Origin of the sequence: Pontibacter beigongshangensis (assembly GCF_014332515.1) — a bacterium.
Classification (GTDB): domain Bacteria; phylum Bacteroidota; class Bacteroidia; order Cytophagales; family Hymenobacteraceae; genus Pontibacter; species Pontibacter beigongshangensis.
The window spans coordinates 141,338-166,552 of sequence record NZ_VFSD01000009.1; the positions used below are offsets into that span (position 1 = coordinate 141,338).

Consider the following 25,215-nt stretch of genomic DNA (forward strand, 5'->3'; position numbering starts at 1 on the left):
TTAGCGGGCGGTTCTTTCCAGGTGAAATTATTTGAATGAAAAGGGCCCCCCAGAGGCGTTTTAAAATGCCAGATACTGGATGTTAGATAGTAGCCTTCTTTTTAAGATAAAAATTATGCGATAACTGTTGTTCTCAGGTTCATCTTCAAATTTCCAACTCTTCAAATTAAGCTATTAGCACATGTAACTATCAGCACATTAACCAGCAAATTATTCCAATCAAAATGCCCCTCCGGAGCCTGTTTTGCCTGTTCCTGGCTTTGCTCAGTGCCCAACCGACGCGAAGGTTACGCTATTATTTTACCAAAAGCTTGTCCCAGGGTTTACGGTCAGGCACTAAGGGCTTTCCCAAAATCTGGCTGTAATACTCCAGGTGTTTGTTTATAATAACTTCTTCGGAGTAGTTCGCCTTGGCATAAGCTTTGGCATTTCGTTCTATATCTTCCCGCAACGACTTATCGGTTAAAAGTTTTGCCACGTGAGTGGCTATGTCTTCCGGCGAGAGTATATCGCAGAGGAGCCCGGCCTTGCCATAGTTGAGCAGGTGCGGAATGTAGCCGCTTTGCTTGCCTGCCACCACAGCTGTGCCCGTGACCATAGCCTCCAGCACCACCATGCCGAAAGACTCTTCTCTGGACGGATGTAGGAGCACTTTGGCCGCGGCAATCCGTTGCAGCACTTCCTCAAAAGGCAGGTGCCCCAGGAATTGTACGCCGTCCTCCAGCTTATGTTTTCTGGCAAACTGGTGCGCTTCGCCGTTCTCTTCCATGCCGGCACCAAGCAATTGATATTCCAGGGTAGGGAACCGCGCTCTTAGCCTGGCAAAGGCCCGCAGCGCCTGCTGCACGTTTTTCCGCCTCCCAAAACCCATGGAGGTTGTAATGATATAGTTTCCTTTCACGACAGGCTGCTCAATAGTAGCCTCAAAATCCTGCGGATAGAAATTGGGGATGGTCCGGGTCTTTCGCTTCTCTTTTTTGTTGAGTTGAGAATAGGTGTACTCTGAGTTGGCAATCAGGTGCTTGGCCTTGGTTACTACATAATAATTAAGGCACCAACGCACCACTCTGAACAGATCGCGGTGGTTGAGCAGGATCTGAAGGGCTACATCGTGCAGGCTCACAACTGTTGGGATGCCGGTTCGTAAGGCCGCGGCCGCGTATTCATAAGACCAGAAAGCGACGATAAAATCGGCTGGGTTTGCCCGGATCTGCGCCTGCAGCTCCTCGATCTCGAACTTGAAGAACCGGCGGCCTGGCTGCGGCAACTGCTGGCTCACATACACCTTGAGGTTTTCTGTCTCATATGCTAGCGGCTGATCGATCTGGCCAGAATTGGTGTAAGCGATCACTTTAAAGCCTCGGCTCACCAAAGCGTTAATAAAATGAGATGTAAGCGGAAAAGCATTGGTTCCAGGAAAATCTGTCCCTTTCAGCTCCCACTCCAGTATATTCAAATCAACAGGTCCACAAACTCCGATAGTCATAATAAACAGTTTTTAATTCTTAAAGAACATGCAGCAAAGCTTATGCTTCTTTTACGTTATATCTTCTAAATTTATGCATCACCTTGCTGTAAAATCCGCCGGTTTTCTCCGTCAGGCCCATTCTGTCAAACACCTCCTGCAGTTCTACCTTCAGCAGCCTGTGCGGGAACCATAAGGTAAGCGTGAGCAGAAAAAGTGCCCCCGTCATCATTTGGGCTATCAGTATGAGCCAGGCAGGCAAGTCTGCTCCACGCAGGAGGCTACTTACCAGGTAGAGCGCAGCGGCAGTCACCAATCCGTTGATTACGCCCGGCAGGTAAATAGACAGTTGTTGCCGGTACGTTAGCGCCAGCACCCGGCTCATGACTAACTGATACAGCCCCATCCGCACCAATTCACCCAGGAAAATAGCAAAGGCAAAACCAACCAGCCCATACCCCCGCAGAAGGTAGAAGAAGAGGCAGATAATTAAAATAAAGGCACCTGTCAGGGCTATTTTCATATTCAACACAGCTTTTGCATCGCATACAATGCCGGCGAACATGGTAATAAAGCTCAGCGGAATCGCCAGGCAAAGCACCTGCAGCACCGGAACGGAAGCTGACCATTGGCTACCCAGCAGAATATACACCAATTCAGGAGCCGCCACCAGAATTCCTAGGCAAACCGGAATCACCAGGGCCGCCAGCAGCGTGATGCTGGAGAGGTAAATCCTGCCAAGCCGCTGTACATCTGACTGCAACTTGCTGAACGAAGGGAAAATAACCTTTGTAAGCGTGCGGGTGAGCATATACAAGGGCAGGTTCACCAGCATAAACGCCCGGTTGTACAGACCCAGGCGGTGGGAGCCAAGCGCCCGCCCGATCAGGATGGTGTCGAGGTTGGTAGCCAGGAACTCCATAAAACTGATCACCGACATTTTGCTGCCGTACTGGAAAAGCGGCTTGTACGATTCCCATTTAAACAGCATAAGGACATTGTGCCGCGTTACCACATAAGAGCCAATGGCCACTATGGCAGCCTGGGCCAAGGAGGCGTATACCAGGCTCCACACGCCAAAGTCTAAATAAGCCATCACCACGCCCAGCCCCAGGTAGGAGACCACATAGGAGCTCGTTTCGAGAATGCTGATGACCTTAAACTGCATATTGCGCTCCAGCAGGCCGGTGGCAGTGGCACTTGCGCCATTAATAAAAAAGGCGAGCGCCATCACCTGCACAATAGGGGCCACATCGGGGTTATCGAAAACGATAACTGAAAAGGGCGCCAGGAGGATCGTTAGTAATGTAAAGAGCGCTCCGAGCAAGGTGGTCGAGGTAAAAGCCGCCCTGATATTGTCTTCAGAAAGATCCTCTTTCTGCACGAGGGCTTTGTTCAGACCAAGGTTGGCGAAATAACTCCCGAAACGGAGCACTACCCCGGAAATGGCTACCAGGCCGAACGCCTCAGGTTCCAGTAACCTTGCCATGGCAGAGGTATATCCTATTTGCATCACGGCATTGGCCACGGTGGACGCTGATCCCCACTTTAATCCGCTCACAGCCTTCGAAGCCAGATTCTTACTCATCCCTACTAGTCGATATTATTTGCTTGAAAAAGCTCTTCCGGGATTTCCTGTCCGGAAGAGCTTTAGAAATTTCTGTAATTAAATTTAGAGGTTCAGCCAGGGGCTACACATAATAGTAGGTGGCTTTTTTCTTGTAGCCATACTCATATGTTTTGCCATAGTCCAGGTCGTTGATGACCATGTGGATGTTCTTGATTTTTTTATTGGCATACAGCTCGTTTATCTGCTGCAGCATGTCTTTGTTGGTGAACCTGTGTTTCACCACATAGAGGTTGGTGTCCATGTGCTTCATCAAAATGAAGTATTCCGATACAAAACCGATAGGAGGGGTGTCGATCACGATGTGGTCGTATTTCTCCTTCAGAACTTCAATCAGTTCGCGCATTCGGGGGCGCTCCAGCAGCTGGATGGCATTATCCGGAATAGGCCCGCTGGAAATGATGTCCAGGTTCTCGATCTCCGTCTTCTGCACCACGTCCTCCAGGGCAGCGCCATCCGTCAGGTAAGAGGATAAACCTGCTGCGGCCTCATTGTTAAAATACTTGCTGAAGGTAGGCTTACGCATATCCGACTCGATGAGCACGGTGCGCTTGCCTGCCATGGCCAGCTCGGTGCTGAGGTTCACGGAGGTGAACGTCTTTCCTTCACCTGATACAGAAGATGTTATGCCGATCACCTTAAAGCCTTGCTCTGCCATGAGGTACTGCAGGTTAATGCGGATAGACCGGAACGATTCCGCTATGGCAGAACGCGGATTGTTTTTTACGGCCAGCTTGTCGTTTCGGCTGCCGTGGGCAATCACCCCCAGGAACGGAATATTGGTGACTTTCGCCAGGTCGTTTTTACCCTGAATGGTATTGTCTACGTTGCTGATGAGCACGATCATGGCAGCCGGGATGATCAGGCCGATGATCAGGGCCAGCATGTAAATCATCTTTGGCTTCACGTTCACCGGGCCACTGCTGGCCAGGGAGGCACGGTCGATCACTTTTTTGTCTGTTGTGTTGGTAGCCAGCGCTATAGAGGCCTCCGCCCTTTTCTCCAGCAGGTACCCGTATTTCTTGTCCACGAACTCTGCCTCACTCTGTAAGTCTGCCAGCACGCGTTCGCTTTCGGGCAGCCTGGCCAGCGTAGACTCTATCTCGCCCATTCTGCGGTTTATGTCTTTCAGGTTATTGTTGGTAGAAGAGATCACGTTCTTCAGGTTGGCGATGATGGCGTGGCGGGTGTTCTCTATCTTGCCTTCCAGTACCTGCAGTTTCGGGTTGTCCTGCGTGGCTGTGACACGGTAACCTGCTTTTTCGCGGTTCAGCTCGGTCAGCTGGCCAAACAGGCTGCTCAGTACCGCATTTTGTATCCCTGCCGCCGCTGCCGGAGAAACTGCCTGTGCTAAGGCGTCTTCGCCGCTGAACTGCTCCAGCAGGCTCTCGTAGTTCTGCTTGTCCACCATCAGACGAGCTCTCTCTGTCTGCAGCTGCGAAAGCTGCTGCGAGTTAATAGAGGTCTGGTTGCTGATGTTTGATATCTTGTTTGCCGACCGGAAGGAGGAGATGGCCTGTTTGCTCTTTCTGAGCGAGTCAGTCAGGGTGGCCAGCTGGCTGTCTATGAACTCGATTGTCTTATGCCCGTTCAGGTTTTTCTCCTCCAGGTCTTTGGCTACATACTCATCCATGAGCGTGTTCAGGAAAGCAAGCTCCTTCTCCGGAATGCTGCCTTTGCTCTTTAGTTCCAGCACACGGGAGTCTCTGTCGATGGGACTGACTTCGAGCTTGGACTGCTGCCGGGCAACCTGGCTCTTCATGCTGTTCACCACAAAATAGTGCTTTTTGCCAGAAATGTCTGTGGTGCTGCTATCGCGCAACAGCGTGAAGCTAAGGTTGTCGTCTTTGTATGGCTCACCGAAGTAATGCACTTTTACCAGCGAGATGGCAGGTACCAGGCCAGAGCTGCTGTGGGTGCGGAAGTCATAGCGTTTTACGTCCTCGGCCTCTATCGTGATCTGATACTGCTTGTCGTTCAGGACTTTGATCTCTATCGGAATATCTACCAACTGGGTGGAACTGGTGTCCAGCTTCACGATATAAGGGGCTTCGTTGTACTGCTCCTGCACCACCAGCTCACCAAAAGTGTTTAGCCAATGGTCCGTTACCTTATAATAGGCCACCGAAAAGTCCAGGCGCTGGAGGGCACGTTTCACCATCTCCGCCGACTTCAGGAGTCCTATCTCATCTTCTACCTTGATGCCTTTAGAGGGGACATCCAGTATGTTGAGAAGTTCCTGGGCTTTTCTGGACCCGGTTTGCTGGTCTCCTAAGAGTAACGTCGCCTTAAATTCATATAAGCTATTAGAGCTTTTCACAAAAACATAAGCGGCCGCCAGCGAGATAAGGGCGAAGGCTAAAAAAAGGTACCACTTGTTCTTGAACTTAAACAGCCAGCTTTTTATATCTATCTCATGCTCTTTCGTATTTCTTTTCATCACTCTACCTAAAATAATTTAATAATAAAACACCTGTCGATACAATGCCCAGTAACGCCGTAACCACTACCAGGTTGTCCCGCTTCAAAGAAGTTCTCAAAGGGTCAACGTAGATAACATCGTTAGGCATTAAATAATAATACGGAGATTGTACGAGGTTGGGGTCTGTCAGGTCCAACATAATTACTTCAGAGCCCCCCGTTGTCTGGCGAATCAGCTTTACACGCTTCCGGTCACCGGCCTGTGTTAGATCGCCGGCCAGGCTCAAGCCTTCCAGCAGGTTAGCCTGCTCATTGTAAACATAATAGTAGCCGGGGTTGCGAACGCCCCCTAACACACTCACCTTAAAGCTGAGCAGTTTTACGATTACCGTAGTGCCTACCAGGTACTTGTTCAGATTCTGCTGTATCAGATCCTGGGTTTCGGAGGTCGTTAACCCCGAAACCTTCAGCTTGCCAATAGTAGGAAGTGTTATGTTTCCAAGTTCATCTATGTTATAGCCAGTCATGTACAGCGCGCTTGGGCCCCCAAAAGCCATAGAACTTGAAGGATCTACAATATTAAACAGGTTAGAGAGCTCAGGCTGCTCGCTTTGCACCTTTACCGAAAGCACATCGTTGGGTTGCAGCTTGTAGGGCTTGGAAGAATTAGCAACTGAGGTAGGTGTTGTTGTGTTATATCTGTCGTTTTGCATGTAGGCCAGTTCTTTGTTTGTCATACAGGAAGTGGCGCAGCATAAGAGGAGCATCGCGTAAATTAATCTTCTCATAAATAGTGGATAAGGAGCCTATGCAGTGAAAGGTTCAGAATTTAATTTTAAAAATGAAGCAATCAAGTTTTAAGTTCTTTGAAATATTATATATTGGATATTGTTTTGATTTAGCTTATATACTTAAGCGGGCAGAAAAAGATGCTGTTAAATTCAAATATTATATATAATTAATATGTAAGGCTTGTAAAAACGCTATATAACCAAGTTGTGTATTTGAATGTTAATATTTATAGGTCGAAAAATACCTCAGAGATCAGGAAGTATCAGCCCTGAAATATGTGAACAGGGTCTTTGCCGGCCTAAAATAGTAGGGTGATTTGGTGGGGATGGAGAGGCAGCATATCCCGGAAATTCTTAAAAGTTATATTCTGGAAAGGGTGCTGAAAAACAGTTTCTCCTCAGGGAAAAACCTTTACAGCGGTAGGTTAAAAGATTAAAGGAGCCTTACAACCGCTTACTAAATGCAGGCGGTTACAAGGCTCCTTTAAAACAAAAGCTAAAGAAACGTTATATTCGGCTATTCAATCCATTTAGTTCTTTTCTGAACAGGCTGAGACTCAGGTTGCTTCGATTTTTTCCGCACCATATCAGATGGTTTTCGGACCATTTGCTGCGCATATCCCTGGTTGCATTCTACGATGCCGCCCTTTAACTGCCAACCATTTGAAAATAAACCTGATACCTCTGCTGCAAGTGTTTCTAAGTTCGGCGCTACTACTATACTGAATTCCATATCTCTTACCTGTCTTTAAAACTCATTTCAAAGATATGAAAAAATAACATAGCTTGTATCGGTACGCTACGCAAAGTTTGGAAATTTGTTTCTTATTCGATTAAAAATTTGCTGAAAATGAATTTAATGATCAATGTCATTGTGTTTTTATCATTCTTTACAAAAAAAATTATAATAGCAATTTCAAGATTAAAGCATAGAATTCACCCTGTTTTATAGCTGCTAAAGTCCGTTTTTTTAACTAAAAAAGCCTGTTGCTCTTCTGCTTGGATTAATTATTTTTCCGGGCTTTGCAGGTAGTTTGCCGGATAAATAGAGGTGAATCTTAAGTGATTAAAATTAATGGATTCGTGGCGTGCTGTCTGCATTTTAGAGCCTTACGGTAAGTGCTATAATCTTTCTAAGTTTTGTATGAAAGGGCAGATGACTGGAGAACGCATCGTAGCTGATAGGTCTGTTGTTATTAAAGCCGCTTTAGCTGAAAATTCAGCAGGATTTGGAGAGAATCTCTGGCTGACAAGAGCGAATGATGAAGGAAGCTTTATGAGGTATGGCTGCATTCTCTGTGCTTCGCGGGCTGCCGATATACATTGCTGCGGGCTGAAACAAGAATTATTTGAATCAATAGTGACCTCCGGAGGCAAAACCTCTGTTGTTGCTCCTCCTTTAAAACTCATGTGTAGCCCCGAAACAGATTCAAGTCTCCAGTGAGGGCCGTCGGTTTATCTGCCGTATCTGCTCCGGGAATGAAACGCTTTTAGTCCTCTCCTGAAGCAGCTGGTGGGGGAGTGCCGGAGCTACGATCATACCTGTTACACGCAGCACAACTTGGCATTCCCCAGCTCCTGGGCACCAGGCGCATACTTTTTACCTGAGAGAAAAAAGCAACCCAAAAGATAGAGGCAGGCTGCCTGCATAAGAAGTGATGGAAACCGCTATATTTAACAGTATTATTAAAACTAAGTTAACCGGATAATTATAAGAATTCTTTATGCTACCCATTCAGTTTCAGACCCATATCGATTTTTTGCCAAAGCTGAAGTTGCATTACCTTGAGATACCGGAAGAAGTGGTCCGGCAGCTGGGCGGTAAGTTTAAAGTCCGGTTAATCTGCACCGTAAACAGCGCTGTTTCCTATCAGTGCGGCCTTGTGGCGCTGGGGCAGGGCAGGGGGTACATTACTATTTCGGGCAGCCGCATGAAACAGGCGTACCTGAAGCGGGGAGACCAGGTAACCGTGCTGCTCGAAAAGGATGATAGTGAATACGGAACCAAAGTGCCAGAGGAACTGGAGGAACTGCTGCGGCAGGATACGGAAGGAAACCAGCGCTTCACGCAGCTGGCTCCCGGCATGAAACGCTACATCATTCAGTATGTGGCCGGTGTTAAAAGCAGCCAGCTGCGCATAGACAGGGCACTGCTCCTGATCGGGAACCTGAAGCAACTACAACCTGGCAGAGAGACTTTTAGAGAGTTGCTCGGAAAAGGAAAGCGGGTGTAAGGATAGCCGCTCCACAACTGTTTCTGTGAACAGGACGCACCTTTTCTGTTGATCTTTCTGTATTTTGCCTTTTAGAAAGCGTACAACCAACATGACCTATTCAGAAAAATTAGCCGCTATCCGGTCTCAGATGAGGGCAGGCGGTGTAAGGGCCTATATCATTCCATCGGCCGATCCGCACATAAGTGAATACCTGCCAGACCGCTACAAATGCATCTGGTTTGCTTCCAGTTTTACAGGCTCTGCCGGCACCCTGGTTATTACTGCCGATTTTGCCGGCCTCTGGACCGATGCCCGCTACTTTGAGCAGGCGCACGAGCAGCTGGCCGGAACCGGGTTTGAACTCGTAAAAATGAAAGCGCAGGGCGTCCCGGAATACATACAGTGGCTGGCGGAGCGGCTACAGGAGGGTGACACGGTTGCCTTCGACGCCAGGCTGCTGTCGGTGCAGCTGGCGCAGCTGCTGGAGCAGCAGGTAGTGCCACTTGGCCTGCCGCTTGCCTCCGACCGCGATTATCTGGACCCGATCTGGCCAGACAGGCCAGGGCTGCCAGCAGCGCCAGCGTATCTGCTAGGAGAGGAGACAACCGGAAAAACCAGCTCCGTCAAGCTCAGCGAACTGCGCGAGGCCCTCCGGAAGCACCGGGCCGATTATCACCTTATCTCCTCGCTCGATGACCTGGCCTGGCTCTTTAATCTGCGCGGCAGCGACGTGAAGTGCAACCCGGTTGTGCTTTGCTTTGCCCTAATCAGCCAGGAGAAGGCTATTTTATATATTGACAGGCAGAAACTGAGCGAGCAGGAGCAGCGCGTATTACAACGGGCGGGGGTGGATCTGCAACCTTATCATGATATCGAGGAAGCGCTGGCTTCTCTACCCGCTGCTGTATCTGTGCTGCTGGACCCCCGCCGCACTTGCTTTGCCCTCTACAAACTGTTGCCCCCATCGGTGCGGGTGGTGCAGGAAACAAACCCGACCACGTATCATAAAGCCATCAAAAACGAGACGGAGATTGCCAACACCCGCGCCACCATGGTGAAAGACGGAGTGGCCATAACCAAATTCTTTAAGTGGCTGGAAGAAAATATTGGCAAAAAAAACCTGTCGGAACTTGACATTGAGCAGAAGCTGCAGCAGTTCCGGGAGGAGCAGGAAGGATTTATCGGCCCCAGCTTCGACACCATTGCGGGCTACAAAGCCCACGGGGCGCTGCCACACTACAGGGCCACCACCCAAAGCAACGCCAGCCTGCAGCCTGACGGACTGCTGCTGCTCGACTCCGGCGGCCAGTACCGCACCGGCACCACCGACATTACACGGGTTGTATCGCTCGGCAACCTTACGGAGGAGGAAAGCGCTGATTACACCCTCGTGCTGAAAGGCATGATAGAAGGTAGCACCTGCCGTTTCCCCAGAGGCACCTGCGGCTACCAGATCGATGCCATTACCCGAAAGCCGATCTGGGACCACGCCCGCAATTATGGCCACGGCACCGGCCACGGCGTGGGCTTTTTCCTGAATGTGCACGAAGGGCCGCATGTGTTTAACATGTCGCCGACCGCCATTGCCATAGAGCCCGGTACCATCACCTCCGTGGAGCCCGGCATCTACAGACCCGGCAGTTATGGCATCCGCATCGAGAACCTGGTGCTTACCGTACCTGACGAGGAAAATGCGTTCGGCGAATTTTATACATTTGAACACCTGACCCTGGCGGTTATCGACACCAAGCCTATTAAAAAGGAACTGCTGGAGCCTCGCCACATCAGCTGGCTGAATGCCTATAACCAGCGGGTGATGGAGAAGCTGTGTCCGCACCTGGATGCGGAGGAGCAGGCGTGGCTGCAGGAGAAGGCTAAAGCTGTTTAACTAACTTCAGCGTGGCGCTTTAAATCCTGATGCCTGAAGGGTCGTAAGAATTTCTGCACTGAATTATTCTAATGGAAAACGCCCTCCGTAGGCTTTTGTGTTCTGCTGTGCCTGCCTTTGCAGCCTGCCGGAACCGCTGGCACAGCAACAACAACAGGTAGTGGCAAACACACTGCTCAGCTATGCTGAAGTTGTTTTCCCGGAATTTAGTATATTTATTTTTTTCCTTTAGGGCACCTTGGCTATGACAAACAAATTAGCATTTTTAAAGACAGTCCGCCCATTCGATCTCCTTCCGGACGATGTGCTGGAGGGGGTGGTGGAGCTGTTGCAGGAAGTTCGCCACACAAAAGAGGCAGTTATTTATCACCAGGAGGTAACTAAAATGCCTGGGGTGGATATTATTGTGGAAGGTGAGTACGAGGCTTTCTTCTACGACAGCACCCAGACCAGGCGCGTGATTGAGTACCATAGGGCCGGCTACTGTTTCGGGGGCGTGTCGGTGCTGCTCAACCGGAAGCGCTCGTTGCGCACCGTTATTGCCAAAAAAGGCACGCTGGTCTACTTTTTGCCCCGCAAAGACTTTAAGGCGCTTTGCCTGGCTTACGAAGGTTTTCTTCACTACTTCACGGCCGAGTTTGGCAAGCGCATGCTCAACGACGAATATGTCCATTTTGTGAAACGGCCCGTCATCAACGAAGCCAATTTTATCTCGTCCGACCAGCTGTACACCAAAAAAGTGGAGACCATAGAGTACCGCGATGTGGTGTCCTGCCCGCCGCACACGCCTATACATAAGGCCGCCCGGCTGATGGCCGAGCACAAAACCAGCTGCCTTTTCGTGAAAGATGAGCAGGAAGATATCGTGGGCTATGTAACGGACATTACGCTGCGCGACAATGTGGTGGCGCAGCAGGTACCGGTTCAGCGCCAGGTAAGGGAAATCATGGATAATCCGATTGTATCTATCAGCACGCAGGCTTATGTGTATGAGGCCATCCTTATGATGTTTCAGACCAAAACCCGCTACATGCTCATCGAGCATGAGGGCAGGTACCTGGGCAGCATCAGCCGGAACAAGCTGCTGAGTGAGCAGGCGCAGTCGCCGTTTATGTTTATACAATCAGTAAAGCTGGCCCGGTCGGTGGGGGAGCTGCGCAAGAAGTGGCACAAGGTGCCCGAGATCGTGTACCAACTGCTCGACCGAGGCGTGAAAGCCGAGATCGTGAACCAGATGATCACCACCATCTCTGATACCATTGCCGTGAAGGTGATAGAGGGAGTGATAAATGAGATCGGGCTGCCACCCGCCAAATTCGTGTTTATGGTGCTCGGCAGCGAAGGCCGCAAGGAGCAGACCCTGAAGACCGACCAGGACAATGCCATTATTTACGAAGACAAGGCCAACGAGCAGCGGGAGCTGGTGCGGGAGTATTTCCTGCGCTTCGCCGACATGGTGTCTGACAGGCTGAACACCATCGGCTTCAGCTTCTGTACCGGCGGCTTTATGGCCAAAAACCCGAAATGGACCCATTCGCTCTCGCACTGGAAACGCAACTACGTGAGCTGGATCGGCGAAGCCGTGCCCGAAACCGTGATCAAGTTCTCCACCTTCTTCGACTGCCGCTACATTTACGGCGAGCCGTCCATTATGGAGGAGCTGAAGGAGTTTCTGGACGAGGAGCTGCAGAAGCCGCTGGGCAAGCTGTTTTTCCATATGGGCAACAACGCACTGCAGTACGAGCCGCCGCTCACTTTTTTCAAGAACATCAAAACCTTTACCAAAGACTCTAAAGAAGTGTTTGATGTGAAAAGAGCCATGACCCCGATTGTGGACCTGGTGCGGGTGTATGCCCTCAAAAACAGGATCTTCAAGACCAACACCGGGGAGCGGCTGCAGGAGCTGAAGGCAAAAGGCGTTTTTACCGAAAATGAGGTGCAGGAACTGCTGCAGTCGTACTATTACCTGATGAGCCTGCGCCTGAAGAAGCAGGCCGGCCAGATCATCAACGATAAAAATGAGCCCGACAACTACATAGACCTTCGCAGCCTCACCAAAATAGAGCAGGTAACGCTGAAGGAGATTTTCAGGACAATCAGCAATTTTCAGTCTTATATAAAGGTGGAGTTTAAGAACTCGCTCTTTGCCTGACCTGGTAGGTAGTCAATTAGAAATTAAAAATTCAAAATCAGGAATAGGTGCCTCTAAGGTTGCCTGGCGGCTGTGGCAGGGTTGGTAATTCTTTAGAATGAAGCGTGGCTGGGTCCTGATACGGGGAAGCAGCAGATTTCAGGAGGAGAGATGAATTTTTCCAATGAAATCACCCCTCCGGACCTTTCTGCACCTGGGGTTACTGCTTGCTGACTTGTTTTATTTTTGAACTTTATAAATCTGTTCTCTGATGTCGAAGGCCCTGGAAGCCCATTATGGTGCCATGTGGCAGCGTTCTTTTGAATTGTTCAGCAGCGGTATTTTTGAATTCGATCCGCTCATTGAAGACAAGCAGGACCAGCGGTTCGGCATTACCCTGCTGGCGCGGCTGCAGCCGGAGGTCGATGCAAAGGTGCAGCAGGTCCTGGATAAATTGCGGCAACTGGAGCCGGAGCAGTATTACCAGCCAGCTTCCGATCGTCACCAGACCCTCCTGTCGATTATTTCGTGTTACAAAGGCTTTGCTTTAGACCAGGTTGCGGTAGATGATTATGTGGCGGTGGTGCAGGAGTCGCTGCGCGAAGTCGGGCCATTTGCGGTGGAGGTCAGGGGTATAACTGCTTCCTCCTCCTGTATTCTGCTACAGGGCTTTCCGCAAGGCGATAGCCTGGGGCAACTCCGGAACAGACTTCGGGATAATTTCAGAGCCTCGGGGCTGCAGCAAACAATTGATAAACGCTACGCCATTATTACGGCGCACAGCACCGTGGTCCGGTTTAAAGAGCCACTGCGCGAGCCAGAGCGGTTTCTGGCTACACTGCAGCCATACCGCAATTTCCTGTTTGGAACTACAACCGTTACGGAAGCAGAACTGGTATTTAATGACTGGTACCAGCGGCAGGAGCATGTAAAGGTTTTGCATCGTTTTCAGTTAGGATAAGGCTTTCCCAGATTAGATATAAGTAAGGTTAGGCCTGAGTTGTTTCCAGGTAAGCTGTTCCTGGGGCTCTGTCTCTTCGTATGGATTCCCAGCCTAGGTTATATACCCGGATTATTCAAATCAAAAAACCCCTCCGGAGCACTTTGCTTGGCTGCTGCCACAGGACTCTGCAGCAGGTTTAGAAAGGGGAAGAAGTGGCTTGCATAGATTATTTGCGGCCATGGTCCGTATTTTTTGGGGAGATGTATGTACCTTCGGCCCCAGAAAAACAATATCTATGAGTAGCTTCCTCCTGCTTTTTTTCTGCTTATTGATCGGTTTGCTGCTGCGGCGGGTACCTGCTTTTCCGGCTTCCACACCCATGGCGCTGAACCAGTTTGTGATCTACATTTCTTTGCCGGCGCTGGCCTTACTTTATATTCCGGAAATTGAGCTCTCGCGCGCGCTCCTGCTGCCGGTGGCCGCTGCCTGGATCTGCTTTGGCGTGTCTGCCCTGCTGTTTGGCAGCCTGGGCAAAGTGTACGGCTGGTCGCGCAAACTGACCGGCTGCCTTATTTTGATGTCTGGCCTGAGCAACACCTCGTTTGTCGGTTTCCCGATCATCGAGGCGTTATATGGCGAAAGCGGGCTTAAGATTGCGATTCTGGTAGATCAGCCCGGTTCTTTTGTGGCGCTTTCGACGGCAGGCATAGCGGTGGCGGCGGCTTTTTCTAAAGGAGAGGCGAGTGCCAGGACGATCTTCCGCAAAATTGCCACGTTTCCGCCGCTGCTTTCTTTTTTTGTGGCGCTTGGCATGAGTCTGCTGGGGCTGCACTTTCCCGATGAGCTGAAGGATGTATTTCAGCGGCTGGGCAGCACGGTTACGCCGCTGGCGGTGGTATCGGTGGGGATGCAGCTGCGGGTGGAGCGGCAAAGCAAGCACTGGCGCTTTATGTTTATGGGCCTGGCGTACCAGCTGCTGCTGGCACCTGCGCTTATTTTCGGGCTCTATGCGGGTGTGTTCGGTGCCCGTGGCGACATACTGCAGGTCAGCGTGATGGAAATGGCCATGTCTCCTATGATCGCGCCTTCTATTGTAGCGGCAACTTACGGCCTTAAACCACGGCTGGCCAACATGATGGTTGGTTTCGGCCTCCCGGTTTCTTTTATAACCCTGGTTTTCTGGTACTGGGTTGTGTCCGGGTTTTAAGGCTCCGCTTCATACCGGTTTCGCCTCCAGGTAGCAGCAGTAGTAGTTCCGGAGGGTCAAAATCATTGAAATAATTTGCATACCAGCCAGATGCTGGTGCTGCTACTCCTCCGGCTCCTGGTAGGAGTCGAGCTTTATTTTCTCGATCATCAGGTAACTTTTGAACTGGTGGATCAGGCGGCTCATCTCTTTTTCTTTCACCTCCAGCGCTTCCATTTCCTCATCAGAGGTGTCGAGCACCGGCCTCAGCCGCGACAGGCTGTCGTTGAGCTGCACGATGGCATCTTGGGTATGGGCTTTTAATTCCTCGTTTTCCTCCACTAATATTCCCTGCTCCAGCTCGGCAATGTAGACTTCCAGGAACTTCACCATATCCCAGGGGTTGTTGGGGCGGTTCCAGGTAAAGGTAATGTTGCAACGGCGGCACTTATAGGTGTTGCACTTCCAGCCGCGCTCGGTAGTGGTGGCGCCGGTGCGCTTGAGCATGTCCACTTTCTGGCAGGTAGGGCACTGGGCATTGTCTTCTATCAGCTGGTTCAGGCGCTCGCGCTTGTCTAGTATGGCGGAGCGGTTCTGGGCATGGTTGTAGAGCTGCGATTCCAGGTTCTGGCAGGCGGTGGTGAGTTGTGTATGCTCCGGGCTGATCTCGCCGCTGTCCATCATCTGTTTGGCACGCTTCCCAAAAAAGTTGATCAGTTTTATTAATTCCCTTTCGTTGGGTTTCAGTTCTGCTTGCTTCATGTGTAAGGGTTAAGCCTGCAAAGGTACTAAATTTTTTAAAAGCTCCGGTGGAGAGCAGGAGGCAGCTATTCCGGTCCGCCAGGAAACATGGCTTGCCGCAAAACACGAAAGAGAGCCAGGATAAGCAGACGGCCGCAGAATTATTCTAATGAAAAAGCCCCTCCGGAGGTTTTTTTAAGACACAAGGCAAAAGACACGAGACTTTTATGTCTAAATCTTTTGATAGGCCCACTGCGCCAAGAATTTACGGAATTCAAGAATGTGCAGAATATCTACTGCTAATATTGGTTCCGCAGTTTGTTAATCAGTCAGATCCATTTTCAAATCTCCAAATCTTCAAATTGAAAAATTAGCACATCAGCACATTAATCCATTAGCACGTTAATCAGGATTCCCGCAGGCGCTTATAGATACGGATGGCCAGCATGAGCAGGGCAGAAAAGATAAGTAGCCCGATTATGCCCCAGAGCATACTCAGCGAGCTTTTGAGCACCACCAGAAACACGATACTGATGAGAAAGACAGTGGCTACCTCGTTCCAGACGCGCAGCTGGTTGGAAGAATATTTTATAAGCCCCCGCTGCTGCTGTTTAAACAAGCTATGACAGAGAAAATGGTACACGTATAGCCCGGCTACAAAAAACAGTTTCCAGACCATCCATGGCGGAATGCTGCCATATACGTAGAGTATCAGGAGCCCGAAAATAAAGGTGAGAATAGCCGAGGGCCAGGTAATGCCATACCACAGGCGCTTCTGCATGAGCCTGTATTGTTTAAGCAGGATACTGCGCTCCGGGTCCGGCTTCTCGTTGGCCTCAGCGTAATAAATGAATAGCCGGACAATATAAAACAAACCGGCAAACCATGTCACCACAAAGATAATGTGCAGGGCTTTTAAGTAGAAGAAATACATAAGCGTGTACTTATTAGGGCCACTCCTGGCTGATTGTTTTGTAAAGGGACGGCTGCTGCCCGATTTTTGTCGTGCTTTTCTGGTGCACCTGTCGTTACATGGCCACCGCTGTCAGCGGCATTGGGTGGCTGGAGTAGGTTTTTGGTAGTCAAAAATACTTGTGTTGAGCTTCTGGTAAAGCTAAAGAATTCTATATTAGGGTCTGTGTTTTTAAAGAGAAAAATTAATCATGAAGATAACGACGCCTACTTTACTTCTGGATAAGGCTAAATGCCAGCGAAACATCAGCAGGATGGTGGAGAAGGCCGCCCGCAACCGTGTCAGGCTCAGGCCGCACTTTAAGACGCACCAATCCGCGCAGGTGGGGGAGTGGTTCCGGGAGCAGGGCGTGGACGCAATCACGGTTTCGTCGCTGCGGATGGCCCTCTACTTTGCCAGCCATGGCTGGAAGGACATCCTGGTGGCCATCCCGGTAAACCTGCTGGAGATCGACACGATCAACCAGCTGGCGGGAAAGGTAAAGCTGCACCTGGTGGTCGTGAACATGGAGGCCCTGGAGGTGCTGGAGCGGCAGCTGGTGCATCCGGTTTATATGTGGGTGAAGATAGACACCGGCTACCGGAGAACCGGCATGCTGCCCCACAACCACGTAGGCCTGGACCCCATGATGCAGCTGTTGTTCGAGAGCGGGAAATTCTTGTTCGAAGGGTTTCTGGCCCACGACGGGCATACCTATCAGCAGACAGAGAAAGAGGCCGTCCGGGCTATTCATAATACCAGTGTGTACCTGCTGCACCTGCTCCGTAACCGCTACAGTAGCCTCTTCCCGGATATACTGCTCTCTATTGGCGATACGCCTTCCTGCAGCATGCTCGAGAATCTTGCCGGTGTAGATGAAATCAGGCCCGGCAACTTTGTGTTCTACGACCTGACACAGGAGCGGATCGGCTCCTGCTCCTTCGATGAGATAGCCGTGTGCCTGGCCTGCCCGGTTATCGCTAGGCATCCCGAGCACAACGAACTGATCCTGTACGGCGGCAGCGTTCATTTTTCCAAAGACTTTCTGAAGCTCGAAGACAGCTCCCTGCTTTTCGGGCGTGTGGTTGAACTAACAGCTGATGGTTGGACCAGCCCTCCTGCAGACGATATGCAGGTGGTGTCGCTATCGCAGGAGCATGGCGTGGTACGTGCTTCTGACCAACAATTTGAAAAATACAAAGTAGGCGATCTGCTCTGCGTGCTCCCCATCCATTCCTGCCTCACCGCCGACTTGATGAAACGCTACCGGACCCTGGAGGGGGAGTGGTTGGAGCACCTTTCCGGAGTCCCTTTTTGATCATTTTGAATGAGGAGATGGTTTTTGTGTTCTTCAATGGAGCTTTACGCAATTATTCTAATGAAAAGAGCCCTTCTAGGCAATTCTGCTGCCTGATACATGTTGCTGATTATCGTGCGTGGCAGGTAAACAGAATCCGAAAAAAGGAAAGGCTGATTTTAGTTCAGCCTTTCCTTCACTTTAAAAAGTTTTAAAACATATTTTTGGGGCTGCTAATAACCGTAACCGCCACTATAATAGCCGCTCAGGCCGTAGGGTCTAAACTCGCGCTCCTCGTCAGATTTTCTTAAGGAGCCATAGTTGCCGTCGTTAGAGCCATAATCACCACGGGATATGCGGCTGTAGCTACTGCCCATATAATAGCCGTCACGCTCCTCGTTATCTCTGTCAGAGCCATAGAACTGGTCATCGCTCCGGTCATAATTAGAGCTTCCATGCCTGCCGCCCTGAAATCTGTCGGACATATTGTCTCCGTAAGGGTCTTGCCCGGAAGATAGTCTATTGCTGCCCCACCGGCTGCCCCTGTCATCCGAAAGCCAGCCACGGGTTTCTTCCCTACCCGGGTTCCTATAGCCACTGCTGCTGTTGTAGTTCAGGTCAGACTGATAACCTCTGGAGCCTCTGTTATAATCGTGCTGCCAGTTAGGGGAGCTCATGCCGCTGTCGAAGGCGCTGCCACTATCTTCAGATGGGCGGCGTTGGGAAGCGTATCCTCCGCGCGAAGAGCCGAAGCCCTGGGCGCCTCCGTAGCTGCCCATGTTGCCATAGTTGCGCGAGGTGCTGTAGGTGCCGTATACATCCTGGTTGCTTTCGTTTCTGTACCCGGCCATGTCATCGTCCTGGTAGTCGTAATCGCCAAAGTTGCCTCTGTTGCCGTACCCGCCCTGTGCTGATATGCCGTAGTCTTCGAACCTTTCGTGTGGCTGCGGGTAACCTTTATGGTGCTGCTCAGGATGCCGGTACTGCTCAGAGCGGCGTGTCTGAAAACTGCTGTGCGCCTGGTGCCCGCGGTTTTGATCGTAATCTGAATTGTTTCTGTTCATAGCTTTCGTTATTAGTAAGGTTGTTCAAAAGGATAACTCTCTACTTATTACTAACGAATAGTAGTTTAAGGGGTTTAGGTAGAACAGAAGCTTTATCAACAAGAGTAGGCGCTACAGCTTCAGGAGTTCGACATCAGATGCAGAAACAGGAAGGTGGAAAATCCTAGGCCGGTTTCGGGCAGCTGGCCGGGCAATAGGGCAGAAATGAGCTTGCTTCATGCAGGCGCTAAGACGCAGTGTATTAGCTTAGTCCAATTTAAAAAAAATGGCGCTTAAGACCACACGTCAAAACCCAAATGCACATTCAGCAGTAAATGCTTCTACTTCACTTTGCAACCTGATTTAGGCTTGTCTTCTAAAAGATAAACCTGATCTCCCACCTGCAGGTGCGGCAAAAATATACAAGATTGGAATAGAAGCGAAATGGGACAAAACAATAGTAAACCGAAGAAAATTAACGATAAGCAAAAAGCGGCAGAGGCCTTTTATAAGGACGCTCTAAAAATACTGAATACCTCCGGCGTACCGTACCTGCTGGGAGGAGGATTTGCGCATAAACAATATACCGGCATCTTCAGAGATACCAAAGACTTGGACATCTTTTGTAAGTCTGGTGACTACCCGCGCATATTGAAGATTCTGGCCGAAAATGGCTACGAACTGGAAGTGACAGACGCACGCTGGCTGGCAAAAGTTAAAAAAGGGGAGCACTTCATCGATATCATCTTCAGTAACCCCGGCGGCCTGTGCGCAGTAGACGATACCTGGTTTGAGCACGCCGTAAAAGGGGAGGTCTGGGGACTGCCGGTGTTGTTTATGGCGCCCGAAGAACTTATCTGGTGCAAGATTTATGTGCAGAACCGGGAGCGCTACGATGGCTCCGACATTAACCACGTGATGCTGCGCTATGGCGATAAGATAGACTGGAAACGCCTTTGGATGCACATGGAGCAGCACTGGCAACTGCTGCTGGCGCAGTTCCTCAACTTCCAGTTTGTGTACCCCTCAGACCGCGATATTATTCCCAGGTGGCTGTTCGATGAACTGCTGAAACGGGCCCAGGAGCAGTTCGATATGCCCACCTCGCTGGAGCGCGTGTGCCGCGGACCTTTAATTGACCAGACGCAATACGCAACCGACAGTACCGAGTGGGACTATAAGGTAGTAACCATGAGATCAGTTTAAACTATGGAGAAAATTAAAAAGCAGACAGCCAAACTCAGAATAGCAGCCATTGGCGATATCCATGTGCGTGAAACAGACAAAGGGAAATGGACCGATTTTTTTAAGGAGGTGTCAGCCCAGGCCGATGTGCTGCTCTTGTGTGGCGACCTGACCGACACCGGCCGCGAAGCAGAGGCCGAGATACTGGCCGCTGAACTAAAAGCCTGTTCTATTCCGGTGATTGGCGTGCTCGGAAACCATGATTATGACAAAGATGAGCAGGAGGCTATCCGGAAAGCGCTGATTAGTGAGGACGTTCATCTGCTGGATGGATCCAGCGTGGTGATCGGTGATGTAGGCTTTGCCGGCGTAAAGGGCTTTGGCGGAGGGTTTGACAAAGGCATGCTGTCGATGTTCGGCGAGCCCATGATGAAAGCCTTCGTGCAGGAGGCCGTAGATGAGTCGCTGAAGCTCGATGGTGCCCTTGCCCGGCTGGACAACGAACAGGCCAACCTTAAAAAAGTGGTGCTGCTGCACTATGCCCCCATCAAAGCCACGGTAGTAGGGGAGCCTGAGCAGATTTTCCCGTTTCTGGGCTCCTCCAGGCTGGCAGAGCCACTGAACAGGAGGGGAGTTGTCGCCGCTTTCCATGGTCATGCCCATATCGGAACACTGGAAAGTGAAACTACCTATGGCGTTAAAATTTTCAATGTGTCTAAACCCGTTCTGATGGCGGAAGGATACGATCCCTGCTTTTTCCTGCTGGAAGTGTAGGAGTCTTGTAAACCAGATTAGTAGATCGATATCTGGCAATTTTTGTTTATTCCGGGTGGCACCAGTAGGTGAGTGCTATCCGGAATTTGTTTTTACGGCAGCAGGAGCTTACTTTAACGTGAGCAAAGCTGTTAGCAAAAATTCAGCTATGCACGAATGATGAACGGGTAAAAATGCCACGATAGCTGTTATCAAAGCACATTTGTCATAATTTCTAATTTTGAATTTCTGATTTTTAATGTCACGTAGTTCCCGAACGTTCAGGGGCACCTATTTTTCCTGTATGTCAGTACAATCAGTTTCCCGGATCCTTGCAGTGGCGTTTTGCCTGGTAAGCGCCTGCACGCCCCAGCAGGAGCCGGATCAGGAGCCGCAGGTGCGGATACTAGAACTGCAGGTGCCCGCCAACTTTCCGGAACCAGAAAAGGTAATGGCTGGCTATCCGCTTTCGGAAGAGGGGGTGGAGCTTGGTCGGAAGCTTTTCTACGATACCAGGCTATCCGGAAGTAACACTATTTCCTGTGCTTCCTGCCATCAGCAGCAGCTGGCCTTTACAGACGGGGTGGCGCTTAACAAAGGAGCGGCAGGAACTCCGCTGCTGCGGCACTCACCGGGGCTGGCGAACCTGGCCTGGATGAACGGAACTTTCTGGGATGGTGGCGCCAAAAACCTGGAGTCGCAGGCATTTGGCCCTATTACCGCACCAGACGAGATGAACCAGAACCTGCAGGAGCTGGTAAGCGAGCTGACAGCCGTGCCTGACTATGTGGCCAGTTTCAGGTTGATCTTTCAGGATGAGATCAAACCGGCCTATATAGCCCGGGCGCTGGCGCAGTTTCAGCGCACACTTATCTCCGCCAACTCCCGCTACGACAAATACGTGCGGCAGGAACCCGGTGGAAAAATGTCGGAGCTGGAATTGAAAGGCCTTACGCTGGTGCAGCAGAAATGTGGCAGCTGCCATGCCGGCGACTTGTTTACCGACAACGGCTACCACAACAACGGCCTCGACAGCGACTTCAGCAACCACAGCTATGAAGGGATTTTCCAGGGCCGTTACCGCATCACACACCACCCGGCCGATGTTGGAAAATTTAAAACCCCCACGCTCCGGAATGTGCTGGTTACCGCACCCTACATGCACGATGGCCGTTTTGCCACCCTAGAAGAGGTGCTCCGGCACTATAGCCAGGGAATACGAGCCTCGCCTACTGTAGCTGCAGCAGTCATGCAGGGAGCAGAGGGAGTTGCCGGAATTCCCCTTTCCGTGGAGGAGAAGCAGGCGATAATCGCTTTTCTGGAAACGCTGACGGATTATGAGTTTATTCAAAACGAGAAGTTTTCCTCGCCCTTTAACTGATATTTTATTTGGGCATGCACACGAGCAGCAAAGATTAGATGGTCGCATTCATGTCCAAATACCAAAAGAAGGCACGTTTCGTTTAAAAACCGGAAAATAAAAGGATGAAGCCAATTTTACATGTCGTTTTAAGCTGGGCGTTGCTGGCCCCGGCCTTTTCCTGTTCTCCGGAGGCTAAAGAAGCCCCTGAGCCAGATCCTGTTGCTGCTGGTCCCACACCCTATGAGCTGCAAAGGCCCGCTATTTTTCCAAGAATCGAGCAGATGCCGGCCGATAATCCTTTAACGGAAGAGGGCATAGTGCTGGGGCGGCACCTGTTTTACGAAAAGCGGCTCTCCGGCAGCAACACCATGTCGTGTGGCAGCTGCCATGTGCAGGAAAAAGCCTTTACCGATGGCAAAGCGCTGGCGGTAGGAGAGTTAGGAATAGCGCATACCCGCAATACCATGTCGATCGCGAACCTGGCCTGGTTCAACCGCTTTAACTGGGATGGCAGCGCTTTTAACCTGGAGGAGCAGGCGAGCGGACCCATAGAAAATCATGTGGAGATGAACCAGCACCTGGCAGATGCCGTGCACGAACTGCAGGCTACGTCGCTTTATCCACCCCTGTTCAAGAGGGCCTTCGGCTCGACAACCATCACGGAAGAGAATGTGCTGAAGGCGCTGGCACAGTTTCAGCGCACCCTGGTTTCAGCCAACTCGCGTTACGATCAGCACCTGCTGGGCACTAAAAAGCTGAGCGCCTTTGCCGAAGAAGGCATGCAACTGTTCATGACGCACCCGGAGCCCACCATCAGGCTGCGGGGCGGCAACTGCGGCGACTGCCATGGCGGCACCCTCATCTCACTGAAAACATTCCATAACAACGGCCTCGACATTACTTTTGCCGACAAGGGCCTGGGGGCAGTTACAGGCAATCCGAGGCACGATGGCATGTTCAAGGCGCCATCGCTCCGAAACATTGCCCTCACAGCACCTTATATGCACGACGGACGCTTTAACACCCTGGAGGAAGTGCTCGACCATTACAACGACCACATGCGCTACGACAGCCCCGGCCTAGACCCGCTGATAAGGGAGGCATCGAACGAGGTGAACGGCAAAACACTCATGCTAACAGAGGAGGAAAAACAGAAAATTATCGCCTTTCTGCATGCCCTCACCGACTCCAGTTTTATCACGGACGAGCGCTTCTCAGATCCTTTTAAATAACGGGGATCACAGGAACAAAGGGGACATCGGGTCTGTAGCTTGTGCTACCTAAAGTATTGACTGTGGGTTTTAGTAAGCAGCAGCAACAAAAGCAGAAAGCTCCGGAGGGGCTTTTTCATTAGAATAATTGCTCTGCAACCCGACAAAAAATTGTTTTTGAAGCACTATTATTTAGTGTTTAAACTAAGTGAACTAACATGTATAGAATTAGAAGATCAGGCTTTTACGTTGCCATGCTGGCCATTTTGTTTCTGGCAGCCTGCAAGGAGGAGAAAGAAGGTCCCGCGGCAACTACTTCCGTAACCGTGTCTTTTCAACATGTGGTGGGAAGCGAGCCCCTGCAGCTGGATGAAGTAATCTATACCAGCCCGGCCGGCGACAGCTATGCGGTCAGCAATTTTAAGTATTTTGTCAGCAACGTAAAGCTGATCAGTTCAGCGGGCGAACAGATTTATGTGGAGCCGGAGAGCTACCACCTGATCGCGCAGGATGGAAAAACCTCGTTTGAGCTGAAAGAGGTGCCGGCAGGGACCTACCAGCGGCTGGAGCTCTCACTGGGCATTGATGAGGAACTGAACCACCGCATAGACCACCTGGGAGACCTGGACCCCAGCAACGAAATGGTCTGGGACTGGGACACCGGCTACAAATTTCTGACGCTGGTTGGCACCTACACCGGGCAAACACGGAGCGGCGGGCTGGTGTTTCATATCGGGGGCGACACCAATTACCGCACCCTTGCCCTGGAACTGCCGCAGCCCCTTAACCCTCGGCAGGACGGTAGCAGCCAGGTGCTGCTTCAGGCAAATGTAAATGAGCTTTTCCAAGGTCCAAACCTCATCGATTTTGATGTCATGAACTCCTCCGGCCACGGCTCCGGCCCCAGCCTGATTGCCGAAAACTATACGAGTGGGTTTATTACGGTGCTGGAGGCGAAATAAGATGGATGCAGATCGCCCTGGAAGGAATAAGTTAAGACGCGGCTTATTATTTTGAACCAGTAAAAGGCAAACAGCCTCTACTACTAAAAGCAGCTCCGAAGGGCCTTTTTGATTCGAATAATTTGTTAATTAAAACAAGGAGAGGCTAACCGGCAACGGCAGCCTCTCCTTGTTTTAAAGATACTTCTTTGCTCACACTTCCTCCTGGTAGTGGTTATACTCCGGGTGGCGTTTTACGAAGGCTTCTACCACGGGGCATGAGGGAATAAATTTGTAGTTCTCCTTTTTCACGAACTCAAGCCCGGCTTTAACCAGGTCATCGGCCAGTCCCTGGCCACGGGCTTTTTTGGGCACAAAGGTATGGTCAAAGTCAAGAATCCCTTCTTCCGGGTACGTGTAGGTCAGTTCTGCTTCTTCACCCTCCAATTCCGCATAAAAACGCAGATCATCCTTATCATGTATTATATTCATAGTTGATGCATATTTAATGTGTACTGAGTGTACGGCAGAGGTGCGGCTGGGTTCAGCCTCCTGCCGTACCCGCGGCTGCCCGTATTGCTGCCAGGCTGGCAGAAATCAAGAATCCTGGCAGAAGAAATATCTTCAGCGGCAGCATAAATTTCTCCGGAGGGGATTTTTGATTCGAATAATTCAGGCATAGAGCCGCTTTCTGCACCCGCCATACGCACCTGATTACACGGAGAGCCCCCGCAGGTTTTACTCCCGGTTCTAAAGCAGCCGCAGCAGCAGCCATAGCCTCTGGGAGGGCTTTTTGATTAGCATAATTGCTTTAAGGAACGGATGTCTCTTCCGGGACCAGCCAAGTGTTGCAGGCCAGCCGGAAATAGCTGCTTATGCCTTGTATCCCAGAATCTTACAAATAATTTCCTGAGCCTTGTTGGCAGAAAAACACGCTGGCCTGTTGCTGATTAGCGCCGGCTGCCTGCAAGAATAATTGCGTCTTGTTTGTCAGGTAACAGGGGGCAACACTGCTTTGGGTAACGTAGACTGTTGAGCCTGAGGAGGATAGTGCCCAGGTA

Annotated in this window: 21 protein-coding genes; 12 read left to right on the forward strand and 9 right to left on the reverse strand. The window is 50.6% G+C overall.

The annotated features are described in order from the left end of the window. Window positions 1–295: 295 nt before the first annotated feature. The 5 genes from FJM74_RS09575 to FJM74_RS09595 form a co-directional block, all read right to left on the reverse strand. Window positions 296–1,486 (reverse strand): glycosyltransferase family 4 protein, encoded by a 1,191-nt coding sequence (locus FJM74_RS09575; protein ID WP_187262375.1) that lies wholly within the window; start codon window positions 1,484–1,486, stop codon window positions 296–298. 40 nt (window positions 1,487–1,526) lie between these two features. Beyond that, complete coding sequence (locus tag FJM74_RS09580; protein ID WP_187262376.1) at window positions 1,527–3,053, reverse strand: lipopolysaccharide biosynthesis protein; 1,527 nt, start codon at window positions 3,051–3,053, stop codon at window positions 1,527–1,529. Between the two features lie 103 nt (window positions 3,054–3,156). Continuing rightward, window positions 3,157–5,532: a GumC family protein gene (locus tag FJM74_RS09585; RefSeq protein WP_187262377.1), complete on the reverse strand. Its 2,376-nt coding sequence runs from the start codon at window positions 5,530–5,532 to the stop codon at window positions 3,157–3,159. A gap of 4 nt (window positions 5,533–5,536) precedes the next feature. Then, the gene (locus FJM74_RS09590; RefSeq protein WP_187262378.1) at window positions 5,537–6,301 is read right to left on the reverse strand and encodes a polysaccharide biosynthesis/export family protein; all 765 of its coding nucleotides are present in this window, start codon (window positions 6,299–6,301) and stop codon (window positions 5,537–5,539) included. A 520-nt stretch (window positions 6,302–6,821) separates the two neighbouring features. After that, a complete protein-coding gene (locus tag FJM74_RS09595; RefSeq protein WP_187262379.1) occupies window positions 6,822–7,037 on the reverse strand; it encodes a hypothetical protein in 216 nt (71 codons plus the stop codon). A 342-nt stretch (window positions 7,038–7,379) separates the two neighbouring features. On the opposite strand from FJM74_RS09595, the gene FJM74_RS09600 reads away from it, so the two are divergent. The 6 genes from FJM74_RS09600 to FJM74_RS09625 all read left to right on the forward strand — a co-directional run bounded on the left by FJM74_RS09600 (window position 7,380) and on the right by FJM74_RS09625 (window position 14,689). Then, on the forward strand, window positions 7,380–7,748 hold the full coding sequence (locus tag FJM74_RS09600; RefSeq protein WP_187262380.1) for a hypothetical protein: 369 nt from the start codon (window positions 7,380–7,382) through the stop codon (window positions 7,746–7,748). A 280-nt stretch (window positions 7,749–8,028) separates the two neighbouring features. Then, on the forward strand, window positions 8,029–8,538 hold the full coding sequence (locus FJM74_RS09605) for a YdeI/OmpD-associated family protein (protein WP_187262381.1): 510 nt from the start codon (window positions 8,029–8,031) through the stop codon (window positions 8,536–8,538). A 91-nt stretch (window positions 8,539–8,629) separates the two neighbouring features. Next, window positions 8,630–10,408, forward strand: a complete 1,779-nt coding sequence (locus FJM74_RS09610) for an aminopeptidase P family protein (protein WP_187262382.1) — start codon at window positions 8,630–8,632, stop codon at window positions 10,406–10,408. Window positions 10,409–10,652: 244 nt separating this feature from the next. Continuing rightward, window positions 10,653–12,560, forward strand: coding sequence for a DUF294 nucleotidyltransferase-like domain-containing protein (locus FJM74_RS09615; RefSeq protein WP_187262383.1), 1,908 nt, complete (start codon window positions 10,653–10,655; stop codon window positions 12,558–12,560). Between the two features lie 250 nt (window positions 12,561–12,810). Further along, window positions 12,811–13,500, forward strand: coding sequence for a 2'-5' RNA ligase family protein (locus FJM74_RS09620; protein WP_187262384.1), 690 nt, complete (start codon window positions 12,811–12,813; stop codon window positions 13,498–13,500). A gap of 277 nt (window positions 13,501–13,777) precedes the next feature. Further along, complete coding sequence (locus FJM74_RS09625; protein WP_187262385.1) at window positions 13,778–14,689, forward strand: AEC family transporter; 912 nt, start codon at window positions 13,778–13,780, stop codon at window positions 14,687–14,689. 102 nt (window positions 14,690–14,791) lie between these two features. Here the strand turns inward: FJM74_RS09625 and FJM74_RS09630 are convergent, their stop codons facing one another. Beyond that, the gene (locus FJM74_RS09630) at window positions 14,792–15,430 is read right to left on the reverse strand and encodes a hypothetical protein (RefSeq protein WP_187262386.1); all 639 of its coding nucleotides are present in this window, start codon (window positions 15,428–15,430) and stop codon (window positions 14,792–14,794) included. A 385-nt stretch (window positions 15,431–15,815) separates the two neighbouring features. Next, window positions 15,816–16,343: a CopD family protein gene (locus tag FJM74_RS09635; protein WP_187262387.1), complete on the reverse strand. Its 528-nt coding sequence runs from the start codon at window positions 16,341–16,343 to the stop codon at window positions 15,816–15,818. Between the two features lie 229 nt (window positions 16,344–16,572). Here FJM74_RS09635 and FJM74_RS09640 point away from each other — a divergent pair, with 229 nt between their 5' ends. Next, window positions 16,573–17,679, forward strand: coding sequence for an alanine racemase (locus FJM74_RS09640; protein WP_187262388.1), 1,107 nt, complete (start codon window positions 16,573–16,575; stop codon window positions 17,677–17,679). Between the two features lie 212 nt (window positions 17,680–17,891). Here FJM74_RS09640 and FJM74_RS09645 read toward each other — a convergent pair whose 3' ends face one another. Next, window positions 17,892–18,722 (reverse strand): hypothetical protein, encoded by an 831-nt coding sequence (locus FJM74_RS09645; protein ID WP_187262389.1) that lies wholly within the window; start codon window positions 18,720–18,722, stop codon window positions 17,892–17,894. Window positions 18,723–19,145: 423 nt separating this feature from the next. On the opposite strand from FJM74_RS09645, the gene FJM74_RS09650 reads away from it, so the two are divergent. The 5 genes from FJM74_RS09650 to FJM74_RS09670 all read left to right on the forward strand — a co-directional run bounded on the left by FJM74_RS09650 (window position 19,146) and on the right by FJM74_RS09670 (window position 24,175). After that, complete coding sequence (locus FJM74_RS09650) at window positions 19,146–19,907, forward strand: nucleotidyltransferase (protein WP_187262390.1); 762 nt, start codon at window positions 19,146–19,148, stop codon at window positions 19,905–19,907. 3 nt (window positions 19,908–19,910) lie between these two features. Then, window positions 19,911–20,660: a metallophosphoesterase family protein gene (locus FJM74_RS09655; RefSeq protein WP_187262391.1), complete on the forward strand. Its 750-nt coding sequence runs from the start codon at window positions 19,911–19,913 to the stop codon at window positions 20,658–20,660. Between the two features lie 283 nt (window positions 20,661–20,943). Next, window positions 20,944–22,020 (forward strand): cytochrome-c peroxidase, encoded by a 1,077-nt coding sequence (locus FJM74_RS09660; RefSeq protein ID WP_187262392.1) that lies wholly within the window; start codon window positions 20,944–20,946, stop codon window positions 22,018–22,020. A 104-nt stretch (window positions 22,021–22,124) separates the two neighbouring features. After that, window positions 22,125–23,234, forward strand: coding sequence for a cytochrome-c peroxidase (locus tag FJM74_RS09665; protein WP_187262393.1), 1,110 nt, complete (start codon window positions 22,125–22,127; stop codon window positions 23,232–23,234). Window positions 23,235–23,431: 197 nt separating this feature from the next. Further along, window positions 23,432–24,175: an MbnP family protein gene (locus FJM74_RS09670; RefSeq protein ID WP_187262394.1), complete on the forward strand. Its 744-nt coding sequence runs from the start codon at window positions 23,432–23,434 to the stop codon at window positions 24,173–24,175. A gap of 192 nt (window positions 24,176–24,367) precedes the next feature. Here FJM74_RS09670 and FJM74_RS09675 read toward each other — a convergent pair whose 3' ends face one another. Then, complete coding sequence (locus FJM74_RS09675) at window positions 24,368–24,646, reverse strand: GNAT family N-acetyltransferase (protein WP_187262395.1); 279 nt, start codon at window positions 24,644–24,646, stop codon at window positions 24,368–24,370. Window positions 24,647–25,215: the final 569 nt, after the last annotated feature.

What these genes read in the sequence shown, in the direction of transcription:
- FJM74_RS09575 (WP_187262375.1), bottom strand. Translation starts at nt 1,486, where the DNA reads ATGACTATCGGAGTTTGTGGACCTGTTGATTTGAATATACTGGAGTGG.
- FJM74_RS09580 (WP_187262376.1), bottom strand. Translation starts at nt 3,053, where the DNA reads ATGAGTAAGAATCTGGCTTCGAAGGCTGTGAGCGGATTAAAGTGGGGA.
- FJM74_RS09585 (WP_187262377.1), bottom strand. Translation starts at nt 5,532, where the DNA reads ATGAAAAGAAATACGAAAGAGCATGAGATAGATATAAAAAGCTGGCTG.
- FJM74_RS09590 (WP_187262378.1), bottom strand. Translation starts at nt 6,301, where the DNA reads ATGAGAAGATTAATTTACGCGATGCTCCTCTTATGCTGCGCCACTTCC.
- FJM74_RS09595 (WP_187262379.1), bottom strand. Translation starts at nt 7,037, where the DNA reads ATGGAATTCAGTATAGTAGTAGCGCCGAACTTAGAAACACTTGCAGCA.
- FJM74_RS09600 (WP_187262380.1), top strand. Translation starts at nt 7,380, where the DNA reads ATGGATTCGTGGCGTGCTGTCTGCATTTTAGAGCCTTACGGTAAGTGC.
- FJM74_RS09605 (WP_187262381.1), top strand. Translation starts at nt 8,029, where the DNA reads ATGCTACCCATTCAGTTTCAGACCCATATCGATTTTTTGCCAAAGCTG.
- FJM74_RS09610 (WP_187262382.1), top strand. Translation starts at nt 8,630, where the DNA reads ATGACCTATTCAGAAAAATTAGCCGCTATCCGGTCTCAGATGAGGGCA.
- FJM74_RS09615 (WP_187262383.1), top strand. Translation starts at nt 10,653, where the DNA reads ATGACAAACAAATTAGCATTTTTAAAGACAGTCCGCCCATTCGATCTC.
- FJM74_RS09620 (WP_187262384.1), top strand. Translation starts at nt 12,811, where the DNA reads ATGTCGAAGGCCCTGGAAGCCCATTATGGTGCCATGTGGCAGCGTTCT.
- FJM74_RS09625 (WP_187262385.1), top strand. Translation starts at nt 13,778, where the DNA reads ATGAGTAGCTTCCTCCTGCTTTTTTTCTGCTTATTGATCGGTTTGCTG.
- FJM74_RS09630 (WP_187262386.1), bottom strand. Translation starts at nt 15,430, where the DNA reads ATGAAGCAAGCAGAACTGAAACCCAACGAAAGGGAATTAATAAAACTG.
- FJM74_RS09635 (WP_187262387.1), bottom strand. Translation starts at nt 16,343, where the DNA reads ATGTATTTCTTCTACTTAAAAGCCCTGCACATTATCTTTGTGGTGACA.
- FJM74_RS09640 (WP_187262388.1), top strand. Translation starts at nt 16,573, where the DNA reads ATGAAGATAACGACGCCTACTTTACTTCTGGATAAGGCTAAATGCCAG.
- FJM74_RS09645 (WP_187262389.1), bottom strand. Translation starts at nt 18,722, where the DNA reads ATGAACAGAAACAATTCAGATTACGATCAAAACCGCGGGCACCAGGCG.
- FJM74_RS09650 (WP_187262390.1), top strand. Translation starts at nt 19,146, where the DNA reads ATGGGACAAAACAATAGTAAACCGAAGAAAATTAACGATAAGCAAAAA.
- FJM74_RS09655 (WP_187262391.1), top strand. Translation starts at nt 19,911, where the DNA reads ATGGAGAAAATTAAAAAGCAGACAGCCAAACTCAGAATAGCAGCCATT.
- FJM74_RS09660 (WP_187262392.1), top strand. Translation starts at nt 20,944, where the DNA reads ATGTCAGTACAATCAGTTTCCCGGATCCTTGCAGTGGCGTTTTGCCTG.
- FJM74_RS09665 (WP_187262393.1), top strand. Translation starts at nt 22,125, where the DNA reads ATGAAGCCAATTTTACATGTCGTTTTAAGCTGGGCGTTGCTGGCCCCG.
- FJM74_RS09670 (WP_187262394.1), top strand. Translation starts at nt 23,432, where the DNA reads ATGTATAGAATTAGAAGATCAGGCTTTTACGTTGCCATGCTGGCCATT.
- FJM74_RS09675 (WP_187262395.1), bottom strand. Translation starts at nt 24,646, where the DNA reads ATGAATATAATACATGATAAGGATGATCTGCGTTTTTATGCGGAATTG.